Genomic DNA, 24,203 nt, shown 5'->3' on the forward strand with positions numbered 1-24,203 from the left:
CGGACTGTCCGGCAGGGCAGAGGGGGGTGCCTGGCGCCGACCCTAAGCCGACCGCACCGGATCGAGCGTGACCTTGTAGAGCTGGTTGTCGTCGCGATCCATCAGCCGCACCGTTAGCTGCTCGGTGGCGCCGGAAATGTCGACCAGGCCGAAGAACTGCAGGCCCGCTGATGGCGGCAGGTTCTGGCCCTGCTCGGCGCTCGGCGCCTTGATGAACTTCAGCTCGGGCCCGAAGGTCATGTCGAGATCGTTGGGACCGAAGGTGCCGGCGTGGATCGGGCCGGAGACGAATTCCCAGAACGGGTTGAAATCCTGGAACTGCGCCTTGTCCGGATTGTAGTAATGCGCCGCCGTATAGTGGACGTCGGCGGTCAGCCACACCGTGTTGGTGATGCCGGCGTTCTTGATGTAGCGCAGCAGGTCGGCGAACTCGAGCTCGCGGCCTTTTGGCGCGCCATTGTCGCCGTTGCTGACCGCCTCGGCTCCGGCCTTTTTGGCCGCGTCGTTCCAGACGACGAGGCCGAGCGGCATGTCGGCGGCGATGATCTTCCAGGTCGCCTTGGAATTCGCCAGCTCGCGCTTCAGCCACTGCGTCTGCTGCTCGCCGAGCATGCGCGACTTCGGCGTCAGCGTGTCCTCCATGTCGGGGCCGTTCGGGCCGCGATAGGAGCGCATGTCGAGGAAGAACACGTCGAGCAGCGGCCCGTGGGCGATCTTGCGATAGACGCGTCCCGGTTCCGAAGGTTCGTAGCGGATGGTCGTCATCTCATGGAAGGCGCGCGCCGCGCGGGCCGCCAGCACAGGGATGGATTTTTCCGTGTAGCGGTTGTCGGTCGTCAGGTCCTTCGAATCCGACCAGTTGTTCACCACCTCGTGGTCGTCCCACTGGTAGAAGGTCGGGCAGATGGCGCTAAGCGCGAGCACGTGCTTGTCCATCATGTTGTACTTCCACTGGTCGCGATACTCGTCCAGCGTTTCGGCAACCTTGCGCTTGCCGTCGATCATGACGACGTTCTTCCACTTGCCGCCGCCGGGCAGGTCGACCTCGTCCTTCATGGCGCCGTCGGCATAGATCGTGTCGCCGGAATGGAGGAAGAAGTCAGGCGTGTGCTTGGCGATGGTGGAGTAGGTCTTCATGCCGGTCTCGTCGATGCCCCAGCCCTGGCCTGCGGTGTCGCCCGACCAGGCGAAGCGCACGTCGCGCTTCGACGCCGGCGCGGTGCGGAAACGGCCGACGATCGGCTCGGAGACGGCGTTGATGTCGGAAAGATCGGCGGCCGTCATCCGGTAGAAAATGTCCTGGTCGGCGGCGAGGTCGGTGAGCAGCCGCTTCACCGTATAGTCGCTGGCGGGCGAGGTATCGAGCGGCGCCAGCCTGACGGCGTCGGCGAAGCTTTCGGTGGTCGACACTTCGTACATCACGCGCGCCGGCCGGTCGGTGCGGGTCCAGACCATGCCGGAGGTGGCGTCGATATCGCCGGACTGGACGCCGTGGGTGAAGGCCGGGCGCTGATTGGCGCGGGAATAGTAAGGCAACGCGAGTCCGGAGGCGCCGACTAGGCCAAAGGCGCTGGCCGAGGTGACGAAAGCGCGGCGGGTCAACGAGAGCTTGTTCATGGCTGTCTCCGGATGGCGTTGAACGGGACCGCCAACCTCCGGCCTCAATGTTTCAGGCGCATATCGGAACCATGAAATTTTGATAACAGGTCACAGCTCTCCCCTTCTCCCCTTGCGGGAGAAGGAGAAGTCGCGCTTACGCCGCCTGCGGTTCCGGCTCAAAAGCCGGCTTGCTCGTGTTGATCAAGAGCGAAATACAGGCCGCGGCTATGCCGGTCATGCCGGCGATCAGGAAGGCAAGCTCGTAATTGCCCTGCAATTCGCGCATCGTGCCGCCGAAGGCCGCCGCCGCCGCGGCGCCCACTTGGTGGCCGGCGACGATCCAGCCGAACACGATCGGGCCGCTGCGGTCGCCGAAAGCTTCGTTGGCGAGCCTGAGCGTCGGCGGCACGGTGGCGATCCAGTCGAGCCCATAGAGCACGGCGAAGATGATCAGGCTGACGGCCGAGAAGCCGGAATAGGGCAGATAGATCAGCGACAGGCCGCGCACGGCATAATAGACGCCAAGCAGCTTGCGCGGATCGAAACGGTCGGTGAGCCAGCCGGACAGCGTCGTGCCGATCAGGTCGAAGATGCCCATCATCGACAACAGCCCGGCTGCCTGCACCTCGCCGATGCCCATGTCGCCGCAAAAGGCGATGAGGTGCGTGCCGACGAGGCCGTTTGTGGTGAAACCGCAGACGAAGAATGTGGCGAACAGGTACCAGAACACCCTGGTTCCCGCGGCACGGCGCAACGTGTTCAGCGTATGCGCCAGGAAATTGCCTTGCGCGGCCGGCGACACCGGCGGCACGTCGTCGGCATCGGCGCCATAACGCACCTGGCCGATGGAAGCCGGGCGCTCCGGCACCAGCAGAAAGACCAGCGGCACGAGAGCCGCCGTGGCAATGGCGATGGCAACGGCGACCGGCTTCCAACCTCCCGACTGAGCCAACGAGGCGAGCAGCGGCAGGAACACCAGCAGGCCGGTCGCGCTCGAGGCGGACATCAGCCCCATCACCAGGCCGCGATTGGTCTTGAACCAGCGATTGACGATGGTGGCGCCGAGCACGGTGGCGACCGCGCCCGAGCCGATGCCCGAAAATACCCCCCATGTGAGCAGCAGATGCCACGGCTTGGTCATCAGCAGGCTGAGCGCTGTGGAACCCGACATGATCAGCAGCGCGGCAAGCAGCGTGCGGCGTAGCCCGATCCGCTCCATCAACGCCGCGGCAAACGGCCCGGTGAGGCCATAGAGGAAGATGCCGACAGCGGCGGCAAGCGAGACGACATCGCGCCGCCAGCCGAAGCTCTCTTCCAGCGGCAGCATCATGACCGCCGGCGCGGAACGAAGCCCGGCGGCGATCAGCAGGCAGAAGAAGATGACTGCGACGACGACGAAGGCGTAGCGCTGGCCAAAGGGGCGGGAATGAGCTATCATGTTACTGACCGGTACGTTGCAATGGAGCGGCGCCATTCATACGTACCGGTCAGTAACATTGTCAAGCGAGTTTGTTGAATGCCATCGGACAATAAAATTGAAGCGTCGATCAGCGGAGCCGGCACGGCGCCGGCGCCGAAGGCTGCCGACAAGATCCTCGACGTGGCGCGCGACCTGTTCTATCGCGAAGGCATCCGGGCGATCGGCGTCGACGAGATCGTCAGGCGCGCCGGCGTCACCAAGCCCAGCCTGTACCGGACCTTCCCGTCCAAGGACGAACTCGCCGCTTCCTATCTGCGCAAGTACGACCTCGAATTCTGGCAGCGGTTCGACGACGCCGTGGACGCGCATCCTGGCAACCCGCGCGCGCAGATCATCGCTTTCCTCACCCGCGTGGGCAAACGCACGCAGAGGCCGAACTATCGCGGCTGCGGCATGACCAATGCGGCGGTCGAATATCCCGAGCACGGCCATCCCGCGCGGGTGGTGAGCGAGAACAACAAGCAGGAATTGCGCCGGCGCCTGCGCGCCATGGCGGCAGCGATGGGTGCGCGTGATTCGGACACGCTGGGCGATGGGCTGCTGCTGCTGATCGAAGGCGCCTATATCAGCGGCCAATTGTTCGGCCTCGGCGGACCGGCGGCATCAGTCGCCCGTAACGCCGATCTGCTGATTGAAGCCAGCTTGAAGAACTAGTGGTCCGCTGCTTCGGCGCTTTTCCTGCAACGTCGGCTGTTGGCGAAACCATCGAGGAGAGCGCCCCTCTCCCCGTCGCTATACAGGGAGAGGATGCCGGCAGGCAGGTGAGGAGCAGCACCGGCCTAGACAATTGACCCTTCGCGCCAACCCAGCTTCCTAGGCTCACGCGGGTTTTAACGCTACGCTGCTGCACCAAACGGAGGTCTTCGGATGCGCGCCTGGCTTGCTCTTACTGCCTTTGTCATCCTTGGTGGCTCGGCCCATGCCGGCGACATTTCCAGCGCCTATACCGACCTCGACTGGAAGAAGGACTGCGTGACCTACGCGCAATCGGAAGAAGGCGACGGCGACTGGGCGAACCTCGCCTGCGCCGGCTATCGCGGCTATCCGGTGCTGATCGGCTATGACGACGCGCGCGAGTCCGTCTACTACGGTTTTCCCTCCGACGACATGACCGCCAGCTGGGAGAGTTTCTCCGGGTTCAACACCGCTGGCCCGAAGGTCGAGTGGCGCATCGAAACCAATGGCGACAAGGCGGTGCCCTTCGCCGTCATTCATCGTCGCGAGATCAGCAATCCCGAAAACGAAAACAAGCCGACCGAGGTGCTGGTCGTCGCCAAGGTCGCGCAGCCGGAGGAGCATGAGGGCTGCACAATCGGCCTCGTGCTCGCTACCGGCAACCCTCAGGCCAACGATCAGGCCCGCAAGCTCGCCGACCAAAAGGCGAAGGGTTTTGCTTGCGGCAAGGACAAGCGCGAGGTGATCGGCAACGTGCCGGACTTCGGGCGAGTAGATAACTAGAAATCAGAGGGTGTTCGACGAATGCGAGACGGCGAAGGTTGCGCATTCGTCATCCTTGGGCGGAGCAAGGAGCGAAGCGACGCGGCGCAGACCCAAGAATCCATGCCGTTACATCAAGGCGTTGCCACGGTGCAGTAATTCTGTTCCGTAACGATCTTCGCGCGACCTCACGGCATGGATCCCAGGGTCTCCGCGACGGAGCTGCGCTCCTGCTTCGCCCTGGGATGACGACGTTGAGGGCTTCGCCCAAGCCCCATCGCCCAGCCGTTGGCTGCCGCTTACTTACTTGACCGCCTTCGCCCGTTCGATCGCCTCGACGATCATCTTCTTGGCATAGTTGGAATCGTGCCAGCCCTCGATCTTGACCCATTTGCCGGGCTCGAGATCCTTGTAGTGCTCGAAGAAGTGCTGCACCTGCTGGCGGGTGATTTCCGGCAGGTGCGTGTATTCGGTGACATTCTCGTAGCGCAGCGTCAGCTTCGGCGAGGGAACCGCGATCACCTTCTCGTCCTGGCCGGCATTGTCTTCCATGATCAAGACGCCGATCGGCCGCACATTGATGACGCAGCCCGGCACCAGCGCGCGCGTGTTGCAGACGAGCACGTCGATCGGGTCGCCGTCGCCGGACAGAGTGTGCGGCACGAAGCCGTAATTGCCGGGATAGCGCATCGAGGTGTGCAGGAAGCGGTCGACGAACAGCGTGCCGGCCTCCTTGTCCATCTCGTACTTGATCGGCTCGCCGCCGATCGGCACCTCGATGATGACGTTGATGTCCTCGGGCGGATTCTTCCCCGTTGGTACGGCTTCGATGCGCATGCTGAAATCCCTCTCTCGATTTGTGAGATCGATAGCGGGCGGCGCTTCATGGTGCAATGCGGCGAATAGCACTGGACCCTAACGGAAGCGCACAGTTTGTGATGGATTGTAACCCAATGCATGTCGCCCAACACTGCGCAGCGGTTTTGGGCGAACGATATGCATCAAACGAAGACTTGAAGCACGTCACCCCAACGCGTTTTAAGTGGCGGCCATCATTCCCAGACGAAGGCAACCTTCTTCAGCGCCTTCTGCTCGAAGACCTCGACGCCTTCGGCGACGTCGCGGCCGCCATTGCCGGCATAAAAGGCCAGCGCGTTGTAATTGTCCTCCAGCGCCCACACCACCAGGCCTCTGAGGCCGTGGTCGGCAAGGCGCGTCCGCGCCGCCTTGAACAGCCTGCTGCCGAGGCCGATGCCCTGATATTCCGGACGCAGGTAAAGCTCGTAGATCTCGCCTTGCTGCCTGAGCTCGCGGGCGCGGTTCCTGCCGATCGTGGCATAGCCGGCGATCGTGCCCCCGATCTCGACCACCAGCACGGTAGCTGCCTTGCGAATCGCGTTCGCCCACCAATCGGGGCCGCGGCGATTGATCATGGCCGTCAGCGTGCGATGCGGGATGATGCCGGAATAGGCGCCGCGCCATGCCTCCTGGTGCACGTCCGCGATAGCTGTTGCATCGCGAGGGTCGGCTTTCCGGATGTCGATCGTCAGCGTGTTCATGATTTGTTAATCATAAACCCGCTTGGCCCGACTGCAAAGAGTCCGCGCTGTCGCGCCCGCGCTTTCTCACAAACGAGCTTGGCGGCATCGGAGGCGCCGAAAACCAGCCCTCACCCGGCCCCGGCAGAGCAGATTTTCAGCCAGTTCCGTCAGATCTCGACGAGATGGTCATCCAATTCATTGGTGTCGCCGGCGGTAACCGGGAAATGCTCGGCCAGCACCGCGCCGACCGATTCGATCGCCTTGGCGAAGCCGTCGGCGAGTCGGTCGTCGCCCGCGTGCTGTGTCAGGTCCCGCACCACGCCATCCCAGACATGCTGGCCGACCTTAGCATCGATGCCGCTGTCGGCAACGACCTCGGCATAGCGCTCGGCGATGGAGACGAAGATCAGCACGCCCGTCCTCGCCTGGGTGCGGTGGACGTTGCGGGCGAGAAATTGCTTCATCGCATTGGCATGCGCCGCCTGGTAGCGCAGCCGTTTCGGCACGAGGTGAATTCGCAAGCCGGGCAGCGCCCAGAGGAGCGCAAGGATGCAGCCAAACGCCAGAAGCTGAGCAAGCACGAAATGCGGCAAACGGATGGTCAGCCACAAGGCTTCCAGCCCGTAGGCCACTGCGAGGCTGACGACAATCGTGGCGAGCGCCGCCGCGAACGCGGCCGGGAAGAAATAGCCGTCGCTGGACCCCGCCACGACGCAGTATATCTCGCCGTCGGTCCTTGCTTCCGCGGCACGGATGGCCTCGGCGATGCGGTCATGGTCCTCGGGGCTGATCGGTCGCGTTGCCATGGTTTCTCACCAGCTTCCAGAGGAGCCGCCGCCGCCCGACGAACCGCCGCCGCCGGAAAACCCGCCACCGCCGCCACCGGAGGACCAGCCTCCACCGCCCGACGACCAGCCGCCGCCACCGGACGACCATCCGCCGGATGATCGCCGGCTGGGCTCGAAGGTCATGCCGAGCCAGCGGTAGCGGCCGGGCCCGATCTTCTGGCCGAAGATCGGCGGCAGCACCGTCAGCGCGATGCCGCCGAAGAAGATCAGCGCCCAGATGGTGATGAAGATGGCGAAGAACAGGTCGTCGGAGTTGAACGGCGCCTGCTCGTTGCGCTTGCCGCGCGCCTCCAGCTCCTCCGGATTGCCCTCCAGCACCATGATCATGTCGTCGACGGCTTTGCTGATGCCGCCGGAGAAGTCCCCGGCGCGGAAGGCCGGCACCATGTCGTTCTCGATGATCAGCTTGGTGTGCAGGTCGGTCAGCGTGCCTTCCAGCCCATAGCCGACCTCGATGCGCATCTTGCGATCATTCGGCGCAACCAGGAGAAGAACACCATTGTTCTCTTTGGCCTGGCCGAGCTTCCAGAAGCGGAACAGCCGGTTGGCGTAGGGCTCGATCTCCTCGCCGCCGAGGGTGGGGATGGTCGCGACGACGATCTGGTCGGAGCCTTTCTTCTCGAAATCGGCCAGTTTCTGGGTCAGCGCCGCGCGCGTGCCGGCGTCGATAATGCCGGCATTGTCGACGACACGGCCAGTGAGCGGGGGCAGGTCGGCGGCAAGGGCGGCAAAGGCGAGGAGGAGGCAGAAGATGCTCAGCAAAACGCCGATGAAGGCATTCCGTCCCACCCCCCTCTGGCCTGCCGGCCATCTCCCCCGCAGGGGGGGAGATTGGATGTCACCGCCGCCTTCGCCAACCGCCTGCGTTGCAGGAGATGCACGGTCAGCGAAACTGCCGATCTCCCCCCAAGAGGGGGAGATGTCCGGCAGGACAGAGGGGGGCGCGAAGGAACGCAAGGCCTGCAAGCTCGAATAAATTTGAGTCGCGCCGCTCACCCGCCCTGCTTGGTGCTCGTGCCGAAATCCACCTTCGGCACCTGCATCTTGTCTTCCTCTACGGTGAAGTTCGCAAACGGCTCATTGCCGCGGAACCAGAATGTCGCCCACAGCACCGACGGGAAGGTCCTCAGTGTCAGATTGTACTCCCTGACCGCCTGGATGTAGTCGCGACGCGCCACCGCGATGCGGTTCTCGGTGCCTTCGAGCTGCGCCTGCAGCGCGAGGAAATTCTGGTTGGCCTTGAGGTCGGGATAGTTTTCCGAGACCGCGATCAACCGCGACAGCGCGCCCGTCAGCCCGGCCTGGGCATCCTGAAATTTTTTGAGGGCTTCCGGATCCTTCAGCGTCTCCGGCGTCACCGTGATCTGCGTCGCCTTGGCGCGCGCCTGGACCACCGCGTCGAGCGTGTCCTTCTCGTGCGAGGCGTAGCCCTTCACCGTCTCGACCAGGTTGGGGATCAGGTCGGCGCGACGCTGATACTGGTTGAGCACCTCGCTCCAGGCCGCCCTGGCATTCTCCTCCGCCGTCGGGATGGTGTTGTAGCCGCAGCCGGCAAGCAGCGGCAGCACGAAGGCCATCATCAGCAAGGCCGGCAAATTGCGGAAAGCGGAGGGTAGAAGAAGGCGCTCGGCGAACATGATTGGTCCCCTCGACAGAAGTTGTGATGCGAAGCATTACCACAATCCGTGCGCAAGAAAATGACCCGGTCGTGGCAGCGCTCTGATCTTGGCCGCTCGCCCCTGTGAATACGCGACCGAACAGGCTAAGCTCCGGGCCGGAAAGGACATTTGCCATGGCCGAGCGCCGGGACGACGAGAATGAATCGCGCCGCATCCTTGAGCGCGTGGCGCGCGAAACGACGCCGGGCGGCGCTTCCTTCGTCGCCCGCACCGCGAAGGACGCACGCGACCACGTGACCGCGGCGGATGCCGACCGCTCCGATCCGATCGAAGTTTGGGGCACCCGCATTGGCCGAACGCTCGGCCTCATCATCGCCATTGGGCTGTTGGTGTGGCTGGTGTATGCCGCCACGCAGAGTGGCTAGGAACCGAATTTCATGATTGCTGATAAAACCGACGCGCCGCGCGCGGTCATCGTCATCTCCAGTCATGTCGCCCGCGGCTCGGTCGGCAACCGCGCCGCGGTCTTCGCGCTGGAGACGCTGGGTTTCCCGGTTTGGGCGGTGCCGACCGTGATCCTGCCCTGGCACCCAGGCCACAGCCGCGCCACCCGCATCGTGCCGCCGCTCGATCAGTTCAAGGCGCTGATGGCCGACCTCGAGCGCGCGCCGTGGCTGGGCGAGGTGAGCGCGGTGCTCTCGGGCTATCTCGGTGAGGCCGGCCAGGCGGAGGCCGTCGCTTCGCTGGTTGCGGCCGTCAAGGCGAGGACGCCGGATGCCCTTTATGTCTGCGACCCGGTGATGGGCGATTCGGGCGGGCTCTATGTGCCGGAGCCGACGGCCGTCGCGCTGCGCGACAGGCTGATGCCGATCGCCGACATCGCCACGCCCAACCGCTACGAGCTCGAATGGATGGCCGGAGCGCCGCTGCCCGACATCAAATCGGTGACGGCGGCCGCCCTGCACGCCGGTCCCTCCACCATGCTGGTCACCTCGGCACCCTCGATGATGGCGGGCGGCACCGGTAACTTCCTCCTCGACGGCCGCCAGGCGCTGCTTGCCGAGCACCGCCTGATCGAGAAGCCGCCGAACGGGTTGGGCGACCTGACGGCCGCCGTCTATCTCGCCCGCATCCTTTCCGGCCAGCCGGCGGCGAAGGCGCTGCAGTCGACCACGGCCGCCGTCTACGAGATCCTGGCGCGCACGGCGAAACGCGGCGGCGACGAGCTGCAGCTCGAGACGGACGCGCAGAGCCTTTCGCATCCGATGGCGATGGTGCAGCTTCGCCATCTCCTTCATCCCGGGCGGGACAAGCGGGCGTGACGCCAGGCGGCGGCGTGCTGGCCGGCGTCGACGGCTGCAAGGCCGGCTGGATCGCCGTCCATCGCGAACCTGGCGCGCCGCCATCGGCATCGGTCTTCGCGACTTTCGAGGCTCTGCTACACGCCCTGCCCGACGCCACGATCGCCGTCGACATGCCGATCGGCCTGCCTGATTTTTCCAACCGCGGCGGTCGCGGGCCGGAGGCGCTGGTGCGGCCGCTGCTCGGAGCACGGCAGTCGAGCGTCTTTGCCATACCATCGCGCGCTGCGCTTTACGCCGATACCGGCAACTTCACCACGGAGGAAGCCTGGTATGCCGCGCACCGGCGGGCAAGCGAGGTGGCTATGACGACTTCCGATCCGCCGCGCGGCGTTTCCATCCAGGCCTTCGGTATTTTTTCGAAGATTCGCGAGATCGACCAGCTGTTGATCGCGCGACCGGATTTACGCGGCCGCATCTTCGAATCGCACCCGGAAGTCGCCTTCTGTCGGCTGAACGGCGGCACCGCGATGATCCTGCCCAAGAAGATCAAGGGCACTATCAACCCGGCCGGCATGGAGGAGCGCAAGGCGCTGCTTTGCCGGCAAGGCTATGACAAGACCTTCCTCGACCAGGCGCCGCCGAAGGGTGCCGCCAGCGACGACTTCCTCGACGCGGCCGCCATGATGTTGATCGCCGGCCGCATCGCCAGCGGCGAGGCGCGGCCCTCGCCCGATCCGCCGCTGACCGACCGCTTCGGCATTCAGGTCGCCATCTGGGCATGACCGAACGGGGCGGCCGGCATGCGTTTGCGACGCCGCCATCCGCAATTCGGCATTGCCCGCGACCGGCTTTTGCCGCTAGAGGCTTTTTCGATCGCAACGAGCTGCCGCCCAAACCCGGAAAGGCGCCCATGCCCCATCTCCCCGAACATCTGCTGACCGGCTATCGCAACTTCATGAGCGGCCGCTATCCCGCCGAAAGCGACCGCTACCGCTCGCTGGCGCGCGAGGGCCAGGCGCCCGAGACCATGATCGTCGCCTGCTGCGATTCCCGCTCGGCCCCCGAAGCGATCTTCGATGCCGGGCCGGGCGAGCTCTTCGTGCTGCGCAATGTCGGCAATCTCGTGCCGCCCTATGAGCCGGACGGCGAGTTCCACTCGACCTCTGCCGCGCTCGAGTTCGCCGTGCAGAGCCTGAAGGTTAAGAACATCGTGGTGATGGGCCATGGCCGCTGCGGCGGCATCCGCGCCGCGCTCGATACCAATTTTGCGCCGCTGTCGCCCGGCGATTTCATCGGCAAATGGATGAGCCTGATCGCGCCGGCTGCCGAGACCGTCTCGTCCAGCACCTTCATGACAGCGACCGAGCGCCAGACGGCGCTGGAGCGCATCTCGATCCGCTATTCGATCGCCAATCTCAGGACATTCCCTTGCGTTTCGATCCTCGAGGGCAAGGGCAAGCTTACCCTGCACGGCGCCTGGTTCGACATCTCGACCGGCGAGCTCTGGGTGATGAACAAGGAGACCGGCGATTTCGAGCGGCCGGAGCTTTGATGGAGGGTTGATGGAGCGGATCTGGTGTAGGTTTTTCCTTGCGGCAGCGCTGCTGCTGTCCGCGACGATCTGCGCCAGCGCCGATGACAGCGCCGTCATCGATCGTTGGTATTCGGCACTCCTGGTCGCCGACCGCACCGAACTGTCCGAATTGCTTTCTGAAGAGGTGCACATGAAGCTCGACGATGTCGGCGTCGTCCAGGACAAGCAGGAATTCCTCGCGTCGATCGACGAATGGCAAGGCGCGGTTGCCGGCGCCGCCATCCGCCATCGCATCGAGAAGAGCGAAAAGGGCGAGACCACGGTGCTCGCCTGCTACGATTTCCCCGAGAACGACACGCTGATGCGCGAGACCTTCACCGTCGTCGGCGGCCGCATAACCGCCAGCACCCAGACGGCGGTCGCGCAGGACTGCAGCGCCTACTGATCCTGTTGTTGCGCGGTGCCGAGCACCGCCCTACATCGGGATAACCCGCCTGCATTCAGCCCCACCAAAAGCGCCTATGGATTTGCCCATGTCAAAGACCGTCGACCTCGCCGCCCATCCGCTGACGCTTTGGCAAGGCCCGCTCGGCCTGCCCGATTTCACTCGCATCGGCGACAATGATTTCGGGCCGGTATTCGACGCGGCGCTGGCAGCGCACAAGGCTGAGATCGACGCGATCGCCGGCAACAGCGAGGCGGCAACGATCGAAAACACGCTGGCTGCACTTGAGCTCGCCGGCGAGCCGCTCGACCATGTCTCGTCGATCTTCTGGTGTCGTGCCGGCGCCCACACCAACGACACCATCCAGCAGCTGGAGCGCGAGATTTCGCCCAAGATGTCGCGGCACTTCTCCGCGATCTCGATGAACGAGAAGCTGTTTGCCCGCATCGACGACCTCTACCAGCGCCGCGGCAGGCTGAGCCTCGATGCCGAGACGTTGCGTGTGCTGGAAAAGACCTGGAAAGGCTTCGTCCGCTCCGGTGCGAAGCTCGATGCGGAAGGCAAGAAGCGGCTGGCGGCAATCAACGAGGAACTCTCCTCGCTCGGCACCAAATTCGGCCAGAATGTGCTGGCGGACGAACGCGACTGGGCGCTGTTCCTCGACGAGGCTGACCTCGTCGGCCTCCCGGATTTCTTGAAGAGCTCGATGGCCGAGGCGGCCGAGATGCGTGGCCAGAAGGGTCGCTATGCGGTGACGCTGTCGCGCTCGATCTACGAGCCGTTCTCGACCTTCTCGGAACGCCGCGACCTGCGCGAGATCGCCTTCCGCGCCTTCATCATGCGCGGCCAGAATGGCGGCGCCAGCGACAATACCGATGTGGTGCGCGACATGCTGAAGCTGCGCGCCGAGAAGGCGAGGCTGCTCGGCTATGAGTCTTTCGCGGCGCTTAAGCTCGACGACACGATGGCGAAGACGCCGAAGGCGGTGCACAACCTGCTCGATCCGGTCTGGGAAAAGGCGCTGGAAAAGGCGGCCGCCGATCAGAAGCAGCTGGAGCGGCTGGCCACCGAAGCCGGCAGCAACGAAAAATTCGCGGCATGGGACTGGCGCTTCTACCAGGAGAAGCTGCGCGCCGAGAAATTCGCCTTCGACGAGGCCGAGCTGAAGCCCTACCTGCAGCTCGAGCGCGTCATCGACGCCTGCTTCGACGTCGCGACCAAGCTGTTCGGCATCAGCTTCGAAGAGAAGAAGGGCATTGCCGCCTGGCATCCCGACGCGCGCGTCTTCGTGGTCAAGAACGCGGACGGCAGCGAGCGCGGCCTGTTTCTGGCGGATTACTTCGCGCGGCCCTCGAAACGCTCCGGCGCCTGGATGAGCGCGCTGAAATCCGGCTACAAGCTTGGGGAAGGCGCGATGCCGGTCATCTACAACATCATGAACTTCGCCAAGCCGCCGGCCGGCGAGCAGGCCCTTCTCTCCGTCGACGAAGCAAAAACGCTGTTTCACGAATTCGGCCATGCGCTGCATGGTATGCTGACCGACGTCACCTGGCCGTCGGTCTCCGGCACCTCGGTCAGCCGCGACTTCGTCGAACTGCCCTCGCAGCTCTATGAGCATTGGCTGACGGTGCCGGCGGTGCTGGAAAAGCATGCGCTGCACGTCAAGACCGGCAAGCCGATGCCGAAGGACCTGCTCGACAAGATGCTCGCCGCCCGCACCTTCGGCGCCGGCTTCGCCACGGTCGAGTTCACCGCCTCGGCGCTGATCGACATGGCTTATCACGCAAGGCCGGACGCGCCGGCCGAGCCGCTTCCGTTCGAGGCCGAAACGCTGGAAAAGCTGCATATGCCCGACACCATCGCCATGCGTCATCGCACCCCGCATTTCGGTCATATCTTCGCCGGCGAGGGGTATTCAGCCGGCTACTATTCCTACATGTGGTCGGAGGTGCTGGACGCCGACGCCTTTTCCGCCTTCGAGGAAACAGGCGATCCTTTCAACCCGGAACTGGCCGAGCGGCTGAGGAAGAACATCTACGCCGCCGGCGGAGCGAAGGATCCGGAAGAGCTTTACACGGCCTTCCGCGGCAAGATGCCTTCGCCCGAGGCGATGATGGTGAAAAGAGGGTTGGTGTAGCGCGCCCCTCCCTTCTCCCCATGTGGGAGAAGGTGGATCGGCGCGGAGCGCCGAGACGGATGAGGGGTGTTCCAGCGGAGTGAGACGTCAGCATTCCTTGGAGCACCCCTCATCCGTCGCCTGCGGCGACACCTTCTCCCACAGGGGGAGAAGGAGGAGCCTCATCCTTCCACGGATCCTTCACCCTCGGCCATATCGGTCTCCTCAGCTTCCTGTAATCCGTCACCGCCGGATTGCTGGGATAAGAACTCGGCGCCGCGACATAGATGACCTCGGCGGCGATCGGCGCGAAGCCGGCGTAGAAATGGTTGGTCGACTTGATCAGCAGGATGTCCTTCGACATCGGATCGACGCCGATATTGGAGAAGATGTCCGGCTCGAAGGTCTGGGTGCGGTTGGTGTTGAGGATGACGTCGACCTCGGTGCCCTCGATGCGAACCACCGCAGCCGGCCCGAGCGTCACCCGGCTCGGCCCGAAGCTTTGCCAGCCCTCGCTGACGGCCTTGAGCACCGTGACGCGCGCGTCGATCGGCTCGCCCGCCTGCGGCCCGGCCTTGCCGCCGAAGCGCAGGTCGATGACGGCGCCATCGCCGGCCGCCTGGCAGAAGGTCACCGCGATCGGATCCCAGATCGTGGCGACGCCGACCCTATCGATCCCGCGCGCCAGCAATTCGGAGAGCACGATGGTGCCGTCGCCCGGCACGCCGCCGCCCGGATTGTCCCAGATATCGGCGATCGCCACCGGCTTGTCCTTCTGTGCCGCACGCACGGCAAGCGCCCGCTCGATGCCGGCGGACGCGGAGAGCATCGTCATCGCCGTCTTTTCGCGCAGCGCATAGAGCTCGCGTCCCAGCGTCTCGGCGAGTTGGTCGCCTTTTTCTTTGTCGTTGTCGGTGATTACGAGGATGCGCGTGCCCATTTCCGGCACGTCGGCGGCCATGAAGCCGTGGATGACCGAGACCGACAGCACGCCGTCCTTGCCGTGCAGCGCTTTGATCTTGTCGACGAAGGAGCGCATCGGCTCGCGGCTGGTCGGCAGCACCTGGATCATGCGGCAGTCGAAGGTCGAGATCACCGGCTTGATTTCGCCCCGCGCCGCGGCAAGGCCGAGCTCGACCACATGCTCGCCGCGCTCGTAGAAATCGGTGTGCGGGAATTCGAGGAAATAGGCCATGATGTCGGAGGCCGCGACGCGCTTGGGCGTCAGATGGCTGTGCGGATCGAATTCCGAGGCGATCACCACCTTCGGCCCGACGATAGCGCGCACACGCTCCAGCAGGTCGCCCTCGCAGTCGTCATAACCCTGCGCCACCATCGCGCCGTGCAGGCCGAGGATCACCGCATCGACCGGCAGGGCGGCATTGAGCTGGTCGAGGATCTCGTCGCGCAGCGCCTCAAAAGCCTGCCGCTGCACCAGCCCGCCGGGCTCCGCCCAGGTGGCGGTGCCTTCGATGACGGTCAGGCCTTCGCTGGCCGCACGCCGGCGCAGCGCCACGATCGGCGAGGAGCACAGCGTCGGCGTCTCCGGATGTTTTCCCGGGCCGGCATAGAAGGCCATCTCGAACGAGGCCCGGTCGGTCGGCACCGGCGAGAAGGTGTTGGTTTCCGTCGCCAGGGAGGCGGTGAAGATGCGCATCAAAACTCCGTGGACTATTTGTTTTTGGCAATTCCGGACGGAAAACCGCTGCACAGTTTTCCTGGAATTGCCGGGATTGCTATTTCACCGCTCCTAATGCCAGCCCGCGGACCAGGTAGCGCTGGAGCCAGATGAAGAGGATCGCCACCGGCAGCGTCGCCAGCAGCGTTGCCGCCATGACATGGTGCCATTCGATCGTGTAGCGGCCGGCGACCAGCGAGAAAACCTGGATCGGCAGCGTGTAGCTTTCCTGGCTGCGCAACATGGTGAGCGCCACGACGAACTCGTTCCAGGCGTTGATGAAGGTGAAGATCGCCGTCACAGCGATTGCCGGCAGGCAAAGCGGCAGGAACACTTTTCGCAGCGTCAGCCAGCGGCCGGCCCCTTCCATCCAGGCGGCCTCCTCGAGGTCGCGCGGAATGGTGTCGAAATAACTCTGCAGCATCCAGACGGTGAAGGCGACGTTGAAGGCCATGTAGATGAAGCCGAGTGCCGTCGTGCTCTCGACCAGCCCCCAGGCGGCCATCAGCCTGAACAGGCCAAGCACCAGCACGATCGGCGAGATCATCTGCGAGATCAGAAGGAACTGGCGGAACGCGCCATAACCGGCAAAGCGGAAGCGCGACATGGCATAGGCCGCCGGCACCGAGATCAGGATGGCGCCGATCGTGGCGAGCGCCGAGACATAGAGCGAATTGAGAAGCGCCTGGCCGAAACCGGTCGCCACCCACATATCGGCAAAATTCGACCAGCGGAATTCGCTCGGCCACCATGTTGGCGTCAGCACTTCGGTCCGCGGCTTGACCGCAGTGAGGAACATCACCGCGAAGGGGAAGATCGTCACCACGATCAATGGCGCAAGCAGCAGCCAGGCGATGATCGAGCGTTTCAGCTTGCCGTTTCTCATGCGCGTTGCTCCCGCATGGCGAGCCGCACATAGATCATGGTGAAGATGAGCAGGATGACGAACATCACCAGCGACACCGCCGAAGCCTCGCCCAGCTTGCCGATGCGGAAGGCGAGCTTGTAGAGATGGGTGACCAATATGTCGGTGGAGTTCGCCGGTCCCCCTTGAGTCATCACCCAGATGATCGGGAAGGAGTTGAAGACGTAGATCGTGTTGAGCACGATCGCGATGTTGATGAACGGTTTTAGGAGCGGAAAGGTGATCTCGCGGAACTGCTGTAAGGGGGTCGCGCCCTCCAGCGCCGCGGCTTCGTAGAGATCGTCGGGGATCGACGACAGGCCGCCGAGGAAGATCGTGGTGGTGAACGGCACCGTCACCAGTATGCCGATCAGCACCTGCATCGGGAAGGCGGTCTCGGCGCTCGCCAGCCACTGGATGTTCTGGCTGATCAGGCCGAGCTTCATCAGCCCCGAGTTCAGCATGCCGCTTTCGCCGTTGAGCGCCCAGCGCCATACCACCGCCGTCATGGTGAGCGACACCGCCCAGGGCAGCATGATGATGACGCGGGCCAGCCCACGGCCGTAGAAGTCGGTATTGAGTATGATCGCCACCGGGATCGACAAGAGCAGCGCCCCGCCGACCACCAGCACGGTCCATAGGCCGGTGCGCCACAGGGCGGCGACAAAATCGGGATCGGCAGCAAGCGCCCGGAAATTGGCCAGGCCGCTGAAGTCGCGCAGCTGGCCAAAGCGATTCACGTCATGCGTCGAGATCTGCACGAGATCCCAGACGGGCCAGAAGATCACCACCGCCGCCAGCAAAAGGCTGGGAAGCGTCAGCAGATAGGGCACGATACGGCTTTGCATCGGCTGGCTTGCACCGCGTTGCGGGTAGATGGCAGTGGCATTGGTGCTCAAGGCACGTCCCCGCATTGGAATTTCGCTGGCCTGCCGGCTTGGCTGTCGTTCTTCCTGGGCAATTGCTTCAGGATTTGCATTCCTCGCCGGCGTTTGAGCCGACATTGATAATTGTCCTTGTCTGAACCGATTGCCCGGTCGTTTTTCCGCAATCCGACAGAAAACCGCGCCCGTTTTCCTGCGATTGCCAAGCCGGAGAGATGTGGCGCGCCCCGACGGGGTGGGGCGCGCCACGGGCGCAGGGAGATACGCCCTATTTCTTCAGTACGCCGTTGGCCTTGTCTGCCGCCTCCTTCAAAGCGGCCTCCGGCTCGGCGCTGCCGAGATAGATCTTCTGCATGGCGTCGGAAGTGATCTGGGCGATTTCTTCCCAGCCCGGGATGACCGGCGCGAAGCGAGCGTCGGGCAACAGCGCGGTGAAGGCGGCGAGGTCGGCGTTGTTGACGTAATAGTCCATCTTCGCCTCTTCCTTGTTCACGGGCAGGAAGCCTTCGCCTTGCGTGAACTTGGCGCGCTGCTCCTTGGTGAACAGGAAGTCGAGCAGCTTCCAGGCCTCGTCCTTGTTCTTGGAGTTCTTGAACATGATTATGGAATCGGTGACGCCATAGGTGCCGCGCGCGCCGGTCGGCCCGGCCGGAATGGCGGCGACGCCGTATTTCAGGCTCGGCGCCTCTTCCTTGATCTGGTTGGAGAGGAATGGCGCGGTGATCATCATGCCGACCTTGCCCTGCTTGAACAGGTTCTGCACGTCCTCGCGGTTGTTGGAGGTCACGCCAGGCTCGGTCAGGCCCTCGTCGATCATCGACTTGTAAAGCTTGGCCGCTTCAAGCGCGCCCGGCGTGCTCAGGCCCGACGTGCCGTCCTTGTTGAGGATCTCGGTGCCGAATGACCACATCGCGTAGTAGTAATAGACGTCCGTCTCGATCTCCTTGCCTTGCAGGCCGTAGCCGAAGGCGCCGACCGCCTTGATCTTGCGCGCGTCCTCCTGCAACTCGGTCCAGGTTGCCGGCGGCTTGGCTATGCCAGCCTTCTCGAACAGCTCCTTGTTGTAATACATGGCACGCGCCGAGGCGGCGATCGGCAGGCCATAGGTATGGCCGTTCATGATCGAGGGCTGCAGGAAGGTATCTATGAAGCGGTCCTTGAACTCGGGCTTGATGTAGCTGTCGAGCGGCTCGGCGACGTCTTGCTGCACGAAGTCGATCAGCCAGCGCGTGCCGATGATCGACAGATCGGCATTGGTGCCGGCAGTGATGTCGGTGGTCAGCTTCTGCAGGAGCACGTCCCACGGCACCACTTCATATTTGATGGTAATGCCGGGATTGGCCGCCTCGAACTCCTTCTTCACCTCTTCGAAATAGGGGCCGGTCTTGGCGCTGTATTCGGCGACGGTGACGCGCACCTCGCCCGCATCGGCGGGCGCGGCAAGCGCCAGCATGCTCATTCCGGCCAACAGGCCGACAGTCCATTTCGCAAGGCTCATCTGATCTCCTCCCGTGATGCGCATTCGCGCCTGGCCCGGCGGGCACAGGATTTATGTTACTTTCCTACATTATCGACGTTTTTTGGGGAAGCAAGCGGTTTATCATGTTGCTTAATTACATTTCGTTGAGTAGCGTTCTCTCCCTGTCGGAAGTGGCGAGGAGCACTGATCGTGGCGTCGCAGGGCGATTTCGAGGGCAAGACAATTGTCGTCACCGGCGCCGGCGGCGGTCTTGGCTCGGCGATCGTGGCGCTGATGGCCGAGCGCGGCGGCCGCATCGTCGGCTGCGACCAGTCGGCCGAGGCGCTGACCAGCACGTACATCGCCTCGTGCCACGTTTTCAACCTGCTCGACCGCACCTCGATCGAAGCGGCGATCTCAAGCCTGCTCGACAAGGACGGCGTGCCGGATATCCTTGTCAACAATGCCGGCTGGACGCGCGCCGAGACGCTGAAAGCGTTGACGCCGGACAGAATAGAACAGGAGCTCGACCTCAACCTCGCCGGCGTGATGAGTTTCGCCGATCCGCTGGTCAAGGCGATGGCCGCGCGCGGCTCGGGCAGCGTCGTCTTCATCTCCTCGGTCAACGCCATCGCGCATTTCGGCAATCCGGCCTATGCCGCCGCCAAGGCCGGCATCAACGCTTACGCCAAGTCGATCGCCGTCGAACTTGGCCGCAGCGGCGTGCGCGCCAACGTCGTCTGCCCTGGCTCGATCCGCACCGCCGCCTGGGATCATCGCCTGGCTAAGGATCCCGAGATCCTCGGCCGGCTGAAGCGGCTCTATCCGCTCGGCCGCATCGTGAATGCGTCGGAAGTGGCCGAGGCCGTGGCTTTCCTTGCTTCCGACCGCGCATCCGGCATAACGGGCGCCGTGGTGCCGGTGGACGCCGGACTGACAGCCGGCTACCTGCCTTTCATCGATGACATTTTGGGAGCGTGACCATGACCGATGTCCAGTTTCGCAACCTGTCGAAATCCTTCGGCCAGCATAAAATCCTCGAGGACATCAACCTCGAGATCAAGAGCGGCGAGTTCGTCGTGCTGGTTGGTCCGTCCGGCTGCGGTAAGTCCACGCTCCTGCGCATGCTGGCCGGGCTGGAGACGATCTCCTCCGGTGATCTCGTGATCGGCGGCACCCGTGCCAACGACCTGCCGCCGCAGAAGCGCAACATCGCCATGGTCTTCCAGTCCTATGCCCTGTTCCCGCATCTGAGGGCCGCCGACAATATCGGCTTCGGCCCGAAGATCCGCGGCGAGACGCGTGCCGCGATCGACGACAAGGTGAAGAAAGCGTCCGGCGTGCTCAACCTCTTCTCCTATCTCGACCGCTATCCCAGGCAGTTGTCCGGCGGCCAGCGTCAGCGCGTCGCCATGGGCCGCGCCATCGTGCGTGAGCCCTCCGTCTTTCTGTTCGATGAGCCGCTCTCCAATCTCGACGCGCAGTTGCGCGTGCAGATGCGCACCGAGATCAAGGCGCTGCACCAGCGGCTGAAATCGACCATCGTCTACGTCACCCACGACCAGATCGAGGCCATGACCATGGCCGACCGCATCGTCGTGATGGATCGTGGCCGCATCCAACAGGTCGGACAGCCGCTCGAACTCTACGACCGGCCGGCCAACAAGTTCGTCGCCGGCTTCATCGGCTCGCCGTCGATGAGTTTTGTTTCCGGCGCGCTGAAGACCGCCGACGCCAAGTCCTGGTTCGAGACCAAAAGCGGCGGCCGGCTGGCGCTTGCCGGCAAGACAGCGTCCGGCGGCGACACGGTCGAGGCGGGCATCCGCCCCGAGCATTTCATCATCGGCGCGCGTGACGATGCCATCGCCATCGACGTCGACGTGGTCGAGCCGACCGGCTCAGAGACCCATGTCTATGGCTCGATCGGCGACGACACGGTACGCGCCGTGTTCCGCGACCGGCTGCAGGTGAAGCCGGGTGACCGGCTGCCAGTGAGCGTCGACCCGCGCAACATCCATCTCTTCGACAAGGCGACGGGCCTGCCGCTGTGAGATGAAAGGATGAAGACCCCGGCCGACATCATCACCCGCCTGCAACTGATGTCGCAGGACGGCACCAAATCGGACCGCCGGCTGGCCGGCTTGGTGCTTTCCGATCTCGATTTCGCCTCCAAGGCAGCGATTTCGGAGATTGCCGCGCGTGTCGGCGTCAGCGAGCCAACCGTCACCCGCTTCTGCCGCAATCTCGGCTGCGAGGGCCTGCGCGATTTCAAATTCTATTTGGCGCAGGCGATCGCCATCGGCGGTCAGTACCTGTCGCCGGAACCGCTCAGCCGCGACGCGCGGGAGCAGCGCATCGCTTCCGCCATTACCGAGGCAGCGGTCGCCGCCATCCAGCGCGCCAGCGAAAATCTCGACATGACGACGCTGATGGCTGTCGGCGCCCGCATCGGCGGTTCCGGCAATGTGCTGTGCATCGGCTCCGGCGGCATCTCCTCGATGATGGCGACGGAGATGCAAAATCGGCTGTTCCGGCTGGGCCTCTCGGCGCTCGCCCAGGTCGACGGCCAGTTACAGCGCATGTATGCGGCGGTCGCGACACCGGAGACGACGCTGGTCGCCTTCTCGGTCTCGGGCTATGCCCGCTCGGTCATCGAGGCGGTCGAGGTCGCGCAGCAATATGGGGCAGCCACCGTCGCCATCACCGCGCCCGATTCGGCTTTGGCCAAGGTCGCCGACACGGTCATCCAGCTGCAGTCTTTCGAGGACGGCAATATCTACAAGCCGACCTCGTCGCGCTACGCACTGCTTGCCATTCTCGACATGATCGCCACCACGGTGGCGGAATCGCGCGGGCCGAAGGTGCTGGAGAACCTGCGCCGCATCAAGCAGAGCGTGAACACGCTGAAGGTCGACGATCCGAAGCTGCCGCTGGGAGATTGAAGCGCCGGCGCTGAACTGCCGATCTCCCCGAGTGGGAACCCAAGCGGAGGAAATGTCCGGCAGGACAAAGGCGGGCGCCGGCCCGCCCTGCCTCTCAAGTTTGGATTACCCGGAAAGCGCCTCGACGCTCTTCGCCAGTTCGGCCGCATCACCCCCTATCCGCAGCGTCTTCAGCCGGGACGTGCCTCCGGCCACCACCGAAACCGCCGATCCCGGCACGCCGAGCGCCTTCGCCACCATCCGCTCCAGCGCCGTATTGGCGGCGCCGTTCTCCGGCACCGCGCGCACACGGGCCTTGAGATGGCTGCGCCCGTCGGCGGTCATCTCAAGGCCTTCGATCCGATCCACCGCCGCCTTCGGCGTCAGCCGCACGAAAAGGTCGATGCCGTCGTCGCGCGGACGAAACGGCGAGCCCATGGATCGGCCTTAAGCGACCCAGGACCAGACGGTGGTGATCAAAAACTGGCGGATGAAGAAGATGATCAAAAGAAGAATGATCGGCGAGATGTCGATGCCGCCAAGATCGGGCATGTAGCGGCGGATCGGCCGCAGCGCCGGCTCGGTCAGACGGTAAAGCATATTGCCGACGGTGCCGACAAACTGGTTGCGCGAGTTGACGACGTTGAAGGCATAGAGCCAGGAAAAGATCGCCGAAGCGATGATGATCCACCAGTAGATATCAAGCGCCATGACGATGGTTTGAATAAGGGCGATCATGCCGGTCTCCAAATTGTCGCCGACATGTAGCCATTGCGCGCGGAACGGGCAAGGCCCGGCCATTTCGGCGCTCGATGCCGGGCAGCCGTTTCGCCTTGACATCAAACCGCCGCGACCGATACAAGCCGATCCGCTGGAACGGGGCTGTAGCTCAGCTGGGAGAGCGCATCGTTCGCAATGATGAGGTCAGGGGTTCGATCCCCCTCAGCTCCACCAGCCGAAAGCAGGGGCGGGCTCTGGGCCCGCCAGTCGCTCAGTCATCCCAATCGTCCCAATTGTCTTCATCCTGCCGCGGATAGCCGGGGATGACGCGGACAATCGGCCGCTGGCGCTCGTAGCGCCAGTAATACTCGTCCGACGGCTGCGGCTCGTAGGTGCGATAGATCGGCCGGTAGTGCCGCTCGCGCTTCCAATGCTTGTGCTTCTTGTGCGGGCGCACGCAATAGCCGTCTTCCGTCAGGTACGCGCATGTCACATGCGCCTGCTGCACGAGGCCGTCTCCAGCCGGGATACCGATCATCGGCGCCGCCTGAACCGCGGGCGCCAGCGCCAGCATGGTGCCGGCAAGGGTAAGGACGGACAATTTCATCGACCTCTCCATCGTCTCGAATTGGGCGGCCGAAAGACCTTCGGATTCGGGACGATTTGCGGCGACCAGGATCACTTTTCTTTCCCGCCGCACATATGGGCGTCAGATCATGTTTCCACTAGCATCCTGCGTCCTGCACGCCGGCCTGCTCTGTTTCCAGGTCACGAATTGGCAACGAGAAGCCATCTTCCGCGTCATTCCCACGAAACAGACGGGGCGCATTGGGTTGGGCGTCCCGCCGCCGACATATCCGCCATCTCAACGGAGAAGTACCAATGTCAGTGGTGAGAATCCTGCTCCATCTCGGCCGAGCCATCATCCATGCGCACAACAACGCCAAGGTCAGGAACCTGATGGACGCCTCGCCGCCCGAAACCCGCAGAGACACGGGCCGGCAAGCCTCACCCGGCGCCTCCGAAAAAGAGCCCGGCGCCATTCATCCCGGCGGACGCTAAGACAGCTCCAGGATAAGTGCGAATTGGACGCTCCGCGTGGCCGGTATTGCCCGATCACCTGGAGACCGCCGTCGCTTTGCGATTGCGCTGTCGCGCATAGGCCACGCAGGCGTCCACCGTGCTGACGCAGAGCGCATCGATGCTGTTGGGCAAATTGTTGTCGCCGGCATAGGTCACTTCCGCGACACGGCCGCCGAGCATGCGAATCTGCGTGTTGCAATAGCCGCCGGGCGCGACGTTGACGGACCCTCCAACCGCGGGGATAGCGCCCAGGGCCATGGTCGGCACCGCGATGTTGAGATTGCCGCGCTGCACGCTGCGCTGATAGGTCCAGATCTGGCCGGAAGGTCCCACATCGGCGGTCGCGGTCGGAAAGCCGGCGCACATGCGAACATCGGCCTCGCTGAGGCCGACCATTTCCCTGCGGGCGGCGGCCGTGGTGGCATCCTCTTTCGCGACCCGCGACGTATCGTCGGGGATGACGCAGGACGACAGGATGGAGATGCCTGCCGCAACAAGGGCAAGTTTTCGAATGCGCAAAGTTGTCATGCCGTCGGTCGGAGTTGCGTGCCGCCCCAGCGCCTCTTGCCTACCTAGGCAAGCGGGCAAGGGCGTCAACCCGTCGAGGTCCGCAAATTCCGGGCAAAGGCGA

General features: G+C 64.0%; 27 protein-coding genes and 1 tRNA gene. 13 read left to right on the top strand and 15 right to left on the bottom strand.

Annotated features, from left to right (window positions below):
* Nucleotides 1–42: 42 nt before the first annotated feature.
* Both P9228_RS00225 and P9228_RS00230 read right to left on the bottom strand, forming a co-directional pair.
* Entirely contained in the window at nt 43–1,617 is a 1,575-nt protein-coding gene (locus tag P9228_RS00225; RefSeq protein ID WP_278051652.1) for an alkaline phosphatase, read from the bottom strand.
* 136 nt (nt 1,618–1,753) lie between these two features.
* Nucleotides 1,754–3,037: an MFS transporter gene (locus P9228_RS00230; protein WP_095799700.1), complete on the bottom strand. Its 1,284-nt coding sequence runs from the start codon at nt 3,035–3,037 to the stop codon at nt 1,754–1,756.
* Between the two features lie 78 nt (nt 3,038–3,115).
* Between P9228_RS00230 and P9228_RS00235 the strand changes: the two genes are divergently transcribed.
* The gene (locus P9228_RS00235) at nt 3,116–3,733 is read left to right on the top strand and encodes a TetR/AcrR family transcriptional regulator (RefSeq protein ID WP_278051655.1); all 618 of its coding nucleotides are present in this window, start codon (nt 3,116–3,118) and stop codon (nt 3,731–3,733) included.
* Between the two features lie 213 nt (nt 3,734–3,946).
* Nucleotides 3,947–4,537, top strand: coding sequence for a hypothetical protein (locus tag P9228_RS00240; RefSeq protein ID WP_278051657.1), 591 nt, complete (start codon nt 3,947–3,949; stop codon nt 4,535–4,537).
* Between the two features lie 282 nt (nt 4,538–4,819).
* Here the strand turns inward: P9228_RS00240 and ppa are convergent, their stop codons facing one another.
* From ppa to P9228_RS00265, 5 genes are all read right to left on the bottom strand, one after another.
* A complete protein-coding gene (ppa, locus tag P9228_RS00245) occupies nt 4,820–5,353 on the bottom strand; it encodes an inorganic diphosphatase (protein WP_067001447.1) in 534 nt (177 codons plus the stop codon).
* Nucleotides 5,354–5,568: 215 nt separating this feature from the next.
* Complete coding sequence (locus P9228_RS00250) at nt 5,569–6,075, bottom strand: GNAT family N-acetyltransferase (RefSeq protein ID WP_067001444.1); 507 nt, start codon at nt 6,073–6,075, stop codon at nt 5,569–5,571.
* A 149-nt stretch (nt 6,076–6,224) separates the two neighbouring features.
* Nucleotides 6,225–6,863 (bottom strand): TPM domain-containing protein, encoded by a 639-nt coding sequence (locus P9228_RS00255; RefSeq protein ID WP_278051668.1) that lies wholly within the window; start codon nt 6,861–6,863, stop codon nt 6,225–6,227.
* 6 nt (nt 6,864–6,869) lie between these two features.
* Nucleotides 6,870–7,694: a YgcG family protein gene (locus P9228_RS00260; protein ID WP_179293615.1), complete on the bottom strand. Its 825-nt coding sequence runs from the start codon at nt 7,692–7,694 to the stop codon at nt 6,870–6,872.
* A 203-nt stretch (nt 7,695–7,897) separates the two neighbouring features.
* Complete coding sequence (locus P9228_RS00265) at nt 7,898–8,542, bottom strand: LemA family protein (RefSeq protein WP_067001437.1); 645 nt, start codon at nt 8,540–8,542, stop codon at nt 7,898–7,900.
* Nucleotides 8,543–8,697: 155 nt separating this feature from the next.
* Here P9228_RS00265 and P9228_RS00270 point away from each other — a divergent pair, with 155 nt between their 5' ends.
* From P9228_RS00270 to P9228_RS00295, 6 genes are all read left to right on the top strand, one after another.
* Nucleotides 8,698–8,949: a hypothetical protein gene (locus P9228_RS00270; protein WP_095824172.1), complete on the top strand. Its 252-nt coding sequence runs from the start codon at nt 8,698–8,700 to the stop codon at nt 8,947–8,949.
* A gap of 12 nt (nt 8,950–8,961) precedes the next feature.
* On the top strand, nt 8,962–9,846 hold the full coding sequence (gene pdxY / locus P9228_RS00275; RefSeq protein WP_095824173.1) for a pyridoxal kinase PdxY: 885 nt from the start codon (nt 8,962–8,964) through the stop codon (nt 9,844–9,846).
* Nucleotides 9,843–10,610, top strand: coding sequence for a DUF429 domain-containing protein (locus tag P9228_RS00280; protein ID WP_278051675.1), 768 nt, complete (start codon nt 9,843–9,845; stop codon nt 10,608–10,610). Before pdxY ends, P9228_RS00280 begins: the two co-directional genes overlap by 4 nt.
* Nucleotides 10,611–10,738: 128 nt before the next feature.
* Nucleotides 10,739–11,380, top strand: coding sequence for a carbonic anhydrase (locus P9228_RS00285; protein WP_067001427.1), 642 nt, complete (start codon nt 10,739–10,741; stop codon nt 11,378–11,380).
* A 10-nt stretch (nt 11,381–11,390) separates the two neighbouring features.
* Nucleotides 11,391–11,807 carry a nuclear transport factor 2 family protein gene (locus tag P9228_RS00290; RefSeq protein WP_278051681.1) on the top strand — a complete coding sequence of 139 codons (417 nt, stop codon included), beginning with the start codon at nt 11,391–11,393 and terminating at the stop codon, nt 11,805–11,807.
* A gap of 82 nt (nt 11,808–11,889) precedes the next feature.
* Entirely contained in the window at nt 11,890–13,944 is a 2,055-nt protein-coding gene (locus P9228_RS00295) for a M3 family metallopeptidase (RefSeq protein ID WP_278052865.1), read from the top strand.
* Nucleotides 13,945–14,053: 109 nt separating this feature from the next.
* Here the strand turns inward: P9228_RS00295 and P9228_RS00300 are convergent, their stop codons facing one another.
* From P9228_RS00300 to P9228_RS00315, 4 genes are all read right to left on the bottom strand, one after another.
* Nucleotides 14,054–15,580 (bottom strand): M81 family metallopeptidase, encoded by a 1,527-nt coding sequence (locus P9228_RS00300; protein ID WP_278051682.1) that lies wholly within the window; start codon nt 15,578–15,580, stop codon nt 14,054–14,056.
* A gap of 79 nt (nt 15,581–15,659) precedes the next feature.
* Nucleotides 15,660–16,487: a carbohydrate ABC transporter permease gene (locus P9228_RS00305; RefSeq protein WP_067001418.1), complete on the bottom strand. Its 828-nt coding sequence runs from the start codon at nt 16,485–16,487 to the stop codon at nt 15,660–15,662.
* The gene (locus P9228_RS00310; RefSeq protein ID WP_067002161.1) at nt 16,484–17,353 is read right to left on the bottom strand and encodes a sugar ABC transporter permease; all 870 of its coding nucleotides are present in this window, start codon (nt 17,351–17,353) and stop codon (nt 16,484–16,486) included. The genes P9228_RS00305 and P9228_RS00310 overlap by 4 nt, the downstream gene beginning before the upstream one ends.
* A gap of 304 nt (nt 17,354–17,657) precedes the next feature.
* A complete protein-coding gene (locus tag P9228_RS00315) occupies nt 17,658–18,887 on the bottom strand; it encodes a sugar ABC transporter substrate-binding protein (protein WP_067002159.1) in 1,230 nt (409 codons plus the stop codon).
* Nucleotides 18,888–19,058: 171 nt separating this feature from the next.
* Between P9228_RS00315 and P9228_RS00320 the strand changes: the two genes are divergently transcribed.
* The 3 genes from P9228_RS00320 to P9228_RS00330 are packed head-to-tail and all read left to right on the top strand — an operon-like array spanning nt 19,059 to nt 21,790.
* Nucleotides 19,059–19,829: an SDR family oxidoreductase gene (locus P9228_RS00320; protein WP_278051683.1), complete on the top strand. Its 771-nt coding sequence runs from the start codon at nt 19,059–19,061 to the stop codon at nt 19,827–19,829.
* A gap of 2 nt (nt 19,830–19,831) precedes the next feature.
* A complete protein-coding gene (gene ugpC / locus P9228_RS00325; RefSeq protein ID WP_278051684.1) occupies nt 19,832–20,899 on the top strand; it encodes a sn-glycerol-3-phosphate ABC transporter ATP-binding protein UgpC in 1,068 nt (355 codons plus the stop codon).
* Nucleotides 20,900–20,908: 9 nt separating this feature from the next.
* Nucleotides 20,909–21,790 (top strand): MurR/RpiR family transcriptional regulator, encoded by an 882-nt coding sequence (locus tag P9228_RS00330; RefSeq protein WP_278051686.1) that lies wholly within the window; start codon nt 20,909–20,911, stop codon nt 21,788–21,790.
* Between the two features lie 105 nt (nt 21,791–21,895).
* On the opposite strand, the gene P9228_RS00335 is transcribed toward P9228_RS00330, so the two are convergent.
* Both P9228_RS00335 and P9228_RS00340 read right to left on the bottom strand, forming a co-directional pair.
* Nucleotides 21,896–22,207, bottom strand: a complete 312-nt coding sequence (locus tag P9228_RS00335; RefSeq protein WP_278051687.1) for a DUF167 family protein — start codon at nt 22,205–22,207, stop codon at nt 21,896–21,898.
* 9 nt (nt 22,208–22,216) lie between these two features.
* Nucleotides 22,217–22,507 carry a YggT family protein gene (locus P9228_RS00340; RefSeq protein ID WP_095782652.1) on the bottom strand — a complete coding sequence of 97 codons (291 nt, stop codon included), beginning with the start codon at nt 22,505–22,507 and terminating at the stop codon, nt 22,217–22,219.
* 140 nt (nt 22,508–22,647) lie between these two features.
* Here P9228_RS00340 and P9228_RS00345 point away from each other — a divergent pair.
* Nucleotides 22,648–22,723 (top strand) — tRNA-Ala (locus P9228_RS00345).
* Nucleotides 22,724–22,760: 37 nt separating this feature from the next.
* Here P9228_RS00345 and P9228_RS00350 read toward each other — a convergent pair.
* Nucleotides 22,761–23,096: a hypothetical protein gene (locus P9228_RS00350; protein WP_143749611.1), complete on the bottom strand. Its 336-nt coding sequence runs from the start codon at nt 23,094–23,096 to the stop codon at nt 22,761–22,763.
* 275 nt (nt 23,097–23,371) lie between these two features.
* On the opposite strand from P9228_RS00350, the gene P9228_RS00355 reads away from it, so the two are divergent.
* Nucleotides 23,372–23,551, top strand: a complete 180-nt coding sequence (locus P9228_RS00355; RefSeq protein ID WP_278051688.1) for a hypothetical protein — start codon at nt 23,372–23,374, stop codon at nt 23,549–23,551.
* A 54-nt stretch (nt 23,552–23,605) separates the two neighbouring features.
* Here P9228_RS00355 and P9228_RS00360 read toward each other — a convergent pair whose 3' ends face one another.
* On the bottom strand, nt 23,606–24,100 hold the full coding sequence (locus P9228_RS00360) for a hypothetical protein (protein ID WP_095799686.1): 495 nt from the start codon (nt 24,098–24,100) through the stop codon (nt 23,606–23,608).
* Nucleotides 24,101–24,203: the final 103 nt, after the last annotated feature.

It is taken from the genome of Mesorhizobium sp. WSM4898, from assembly GCF_029625845.1.
GTDB lineage: Bacteria > Pseudomonadota > Alphaproteobacteria > Rhizobiales > Rhizobiaceae > Mesorhizobium.

Bases quoted from the DNA above. Each gene is read 5' to 3' on its own strand.
- P9228_RS00225 (WP_278051652.1), bottom strand. From the start codon at position 1,617: ATGAACAAGCTCTCGTTGACCCGCCGCGCTTTCGTCACCTCGGCCAGC.
- P9228_RS00230 (WP_095799700.1), bottom strand. From the start codon at position 3,037: ATGATAGCTCATTCCCGCCCCTTTGGCCAGCGCTACGCCTTCGTCGTC.
- P9228_RS00235 (WP_278051655.1), top strand. From the start codon at position 3,116: ATGCCATCGGACAATAAAATTGAAGCGTCGATCAGCGGAGCCGGCACG.
- P9228_RS00240 (WP_278051657.1), top strand. From the start codon at position 3,947: ATGCGCGCCTGGCTTGCTCTTACTGCCTTTGTCATCCTTGGTGGCTCG.
- ppa (WP_067001447.1), bottom strand. From the start codon at position 5,353: ATGCGCATCGAAGCCGTACCAACGGGGAAGAATCCGCCCGAGGACATC.
- P9228_RS00250 (WP_067001444.1), bottom strand. From the start codon at position 6,075: ATGAACACGCTGACGATCGACATCCGGAAAGCCGACCCTCGCGATGCA.
- P9228_RS00255 (WP_278051668.1), bottom strand. From the start codon at position 6,863: ATGGCAACGCGACCGATCAGCCCCGAGGACCATGACCGCATCGCCGAG.
- P9228_RS00265 (WP_067001437.1), bottom strand. From the start codon at position 8,542: ATGTTCGCCGAGCGCCTTCTTCTACCCTCCGCTTTCCGCAATTTGCCG.
- P9228_RS00270 (WP_095824172.1), top strand. From the start codon at position 8,698: ATGGCCGAGCGCCGGGACGACGAGAATGAATCGCGCCGCATCCTTGAG.
- pdxY (WP_095824173.1), top strand. From the start codon at position 8,962: ATGATTGCTGATAAAACCGACGCGCCGCGCGCGGTCATCGTCATCTCC.
- P9228_RS00285 (WP_067001427.1), top strand. From the start codon at position 10,739: ATGCCCCATCTCCCCGAACATCTGCTGACCGGCTATCGCAACTTCATG.
- P9228_RS00290 (WP_278051681.1), top strand. From the start codon at position 11,391: ATGGAGCGGATCTGGTGTAGGTTTTTCCTTGCGGCAGCGCTGCTGCTG.
- P9228_RS00300 (WP_278051682.1), bottom strand. From the start codon at position 15,580: ATGCGCATCTTCACCGCCTCCCTGGCGACGGAAACCAACACCTTCTCG.
- P9228_RS00305 (WP_067001418.1), bottom strand. From the start codon at position 16,487: ATGAGAAACGGCAAGCTGAAACGCTCGATCATCGCCTGGCTGCTGCTT.
- P9228_RS00310 (WP_067002161.1), bottom strand. From the start codon at position 17,353: ATGCAAAGCCGTATCGTGCCCTATCTGCTGACGCTTCCCAGCCTTTTG.
- P9228_RS00315 (WP_067002159.1), bottom strand. From the start codon at position 18,887: ATGAGCCTTGCGAAATGGACTGTCGGCCTGTTGGCCGGAATGAGCATG.
- ugpC (WP_278051684.1), top strand. From the start codon at position 19,832: ATGACCGATGTCCAGTTTCGCAACCTGTCGAAATCCTTCGGCCAGCAT.
- P9228_RS00330 (WP_278051686.1), top strand. From the start codon at position 20,909: ATGAAGACCCCGGCCGACATCATCACCCGCCTGCAACTGATGTCGCAG.
- P9228_RS00335 (WP_278051687.1), bottom strand. From the start codon at position 22,207: ATGGGCTCGCCGTTTCGTCCGCGCGACGACGGCATCGACCTTTTCGTG.
- P9228_RS00340 (WP_095782652.1), bottom strand. From the start codon at position 22,507: ATGATCGCCCTTATTCAAACCATCGTCATGGCGCTTGATATCTACTGG.
- P9228_RS00350 (WP_143749611.1), bottom strand. From the start codon at position 23,096: ATGAAATTGTCCGTCCTTACCCTTGCCGGCACCATGCTGGCGCTGGCG.
- P9228_RS00355 (WP_278051688.1), top strand. From the start codon at position 23,372: ATGTCAGTGGTGAGAATCCTGCTCCATCTCGGCCGAGCCATCATCCAT.
- P9228_RS00360 (WP_095799686.1), bottom strand. From the start codon at position 24,100: ATGACAACTTTGCGCATTCGAAAACTTGCCCTTGTTGCGGCAGGCATC.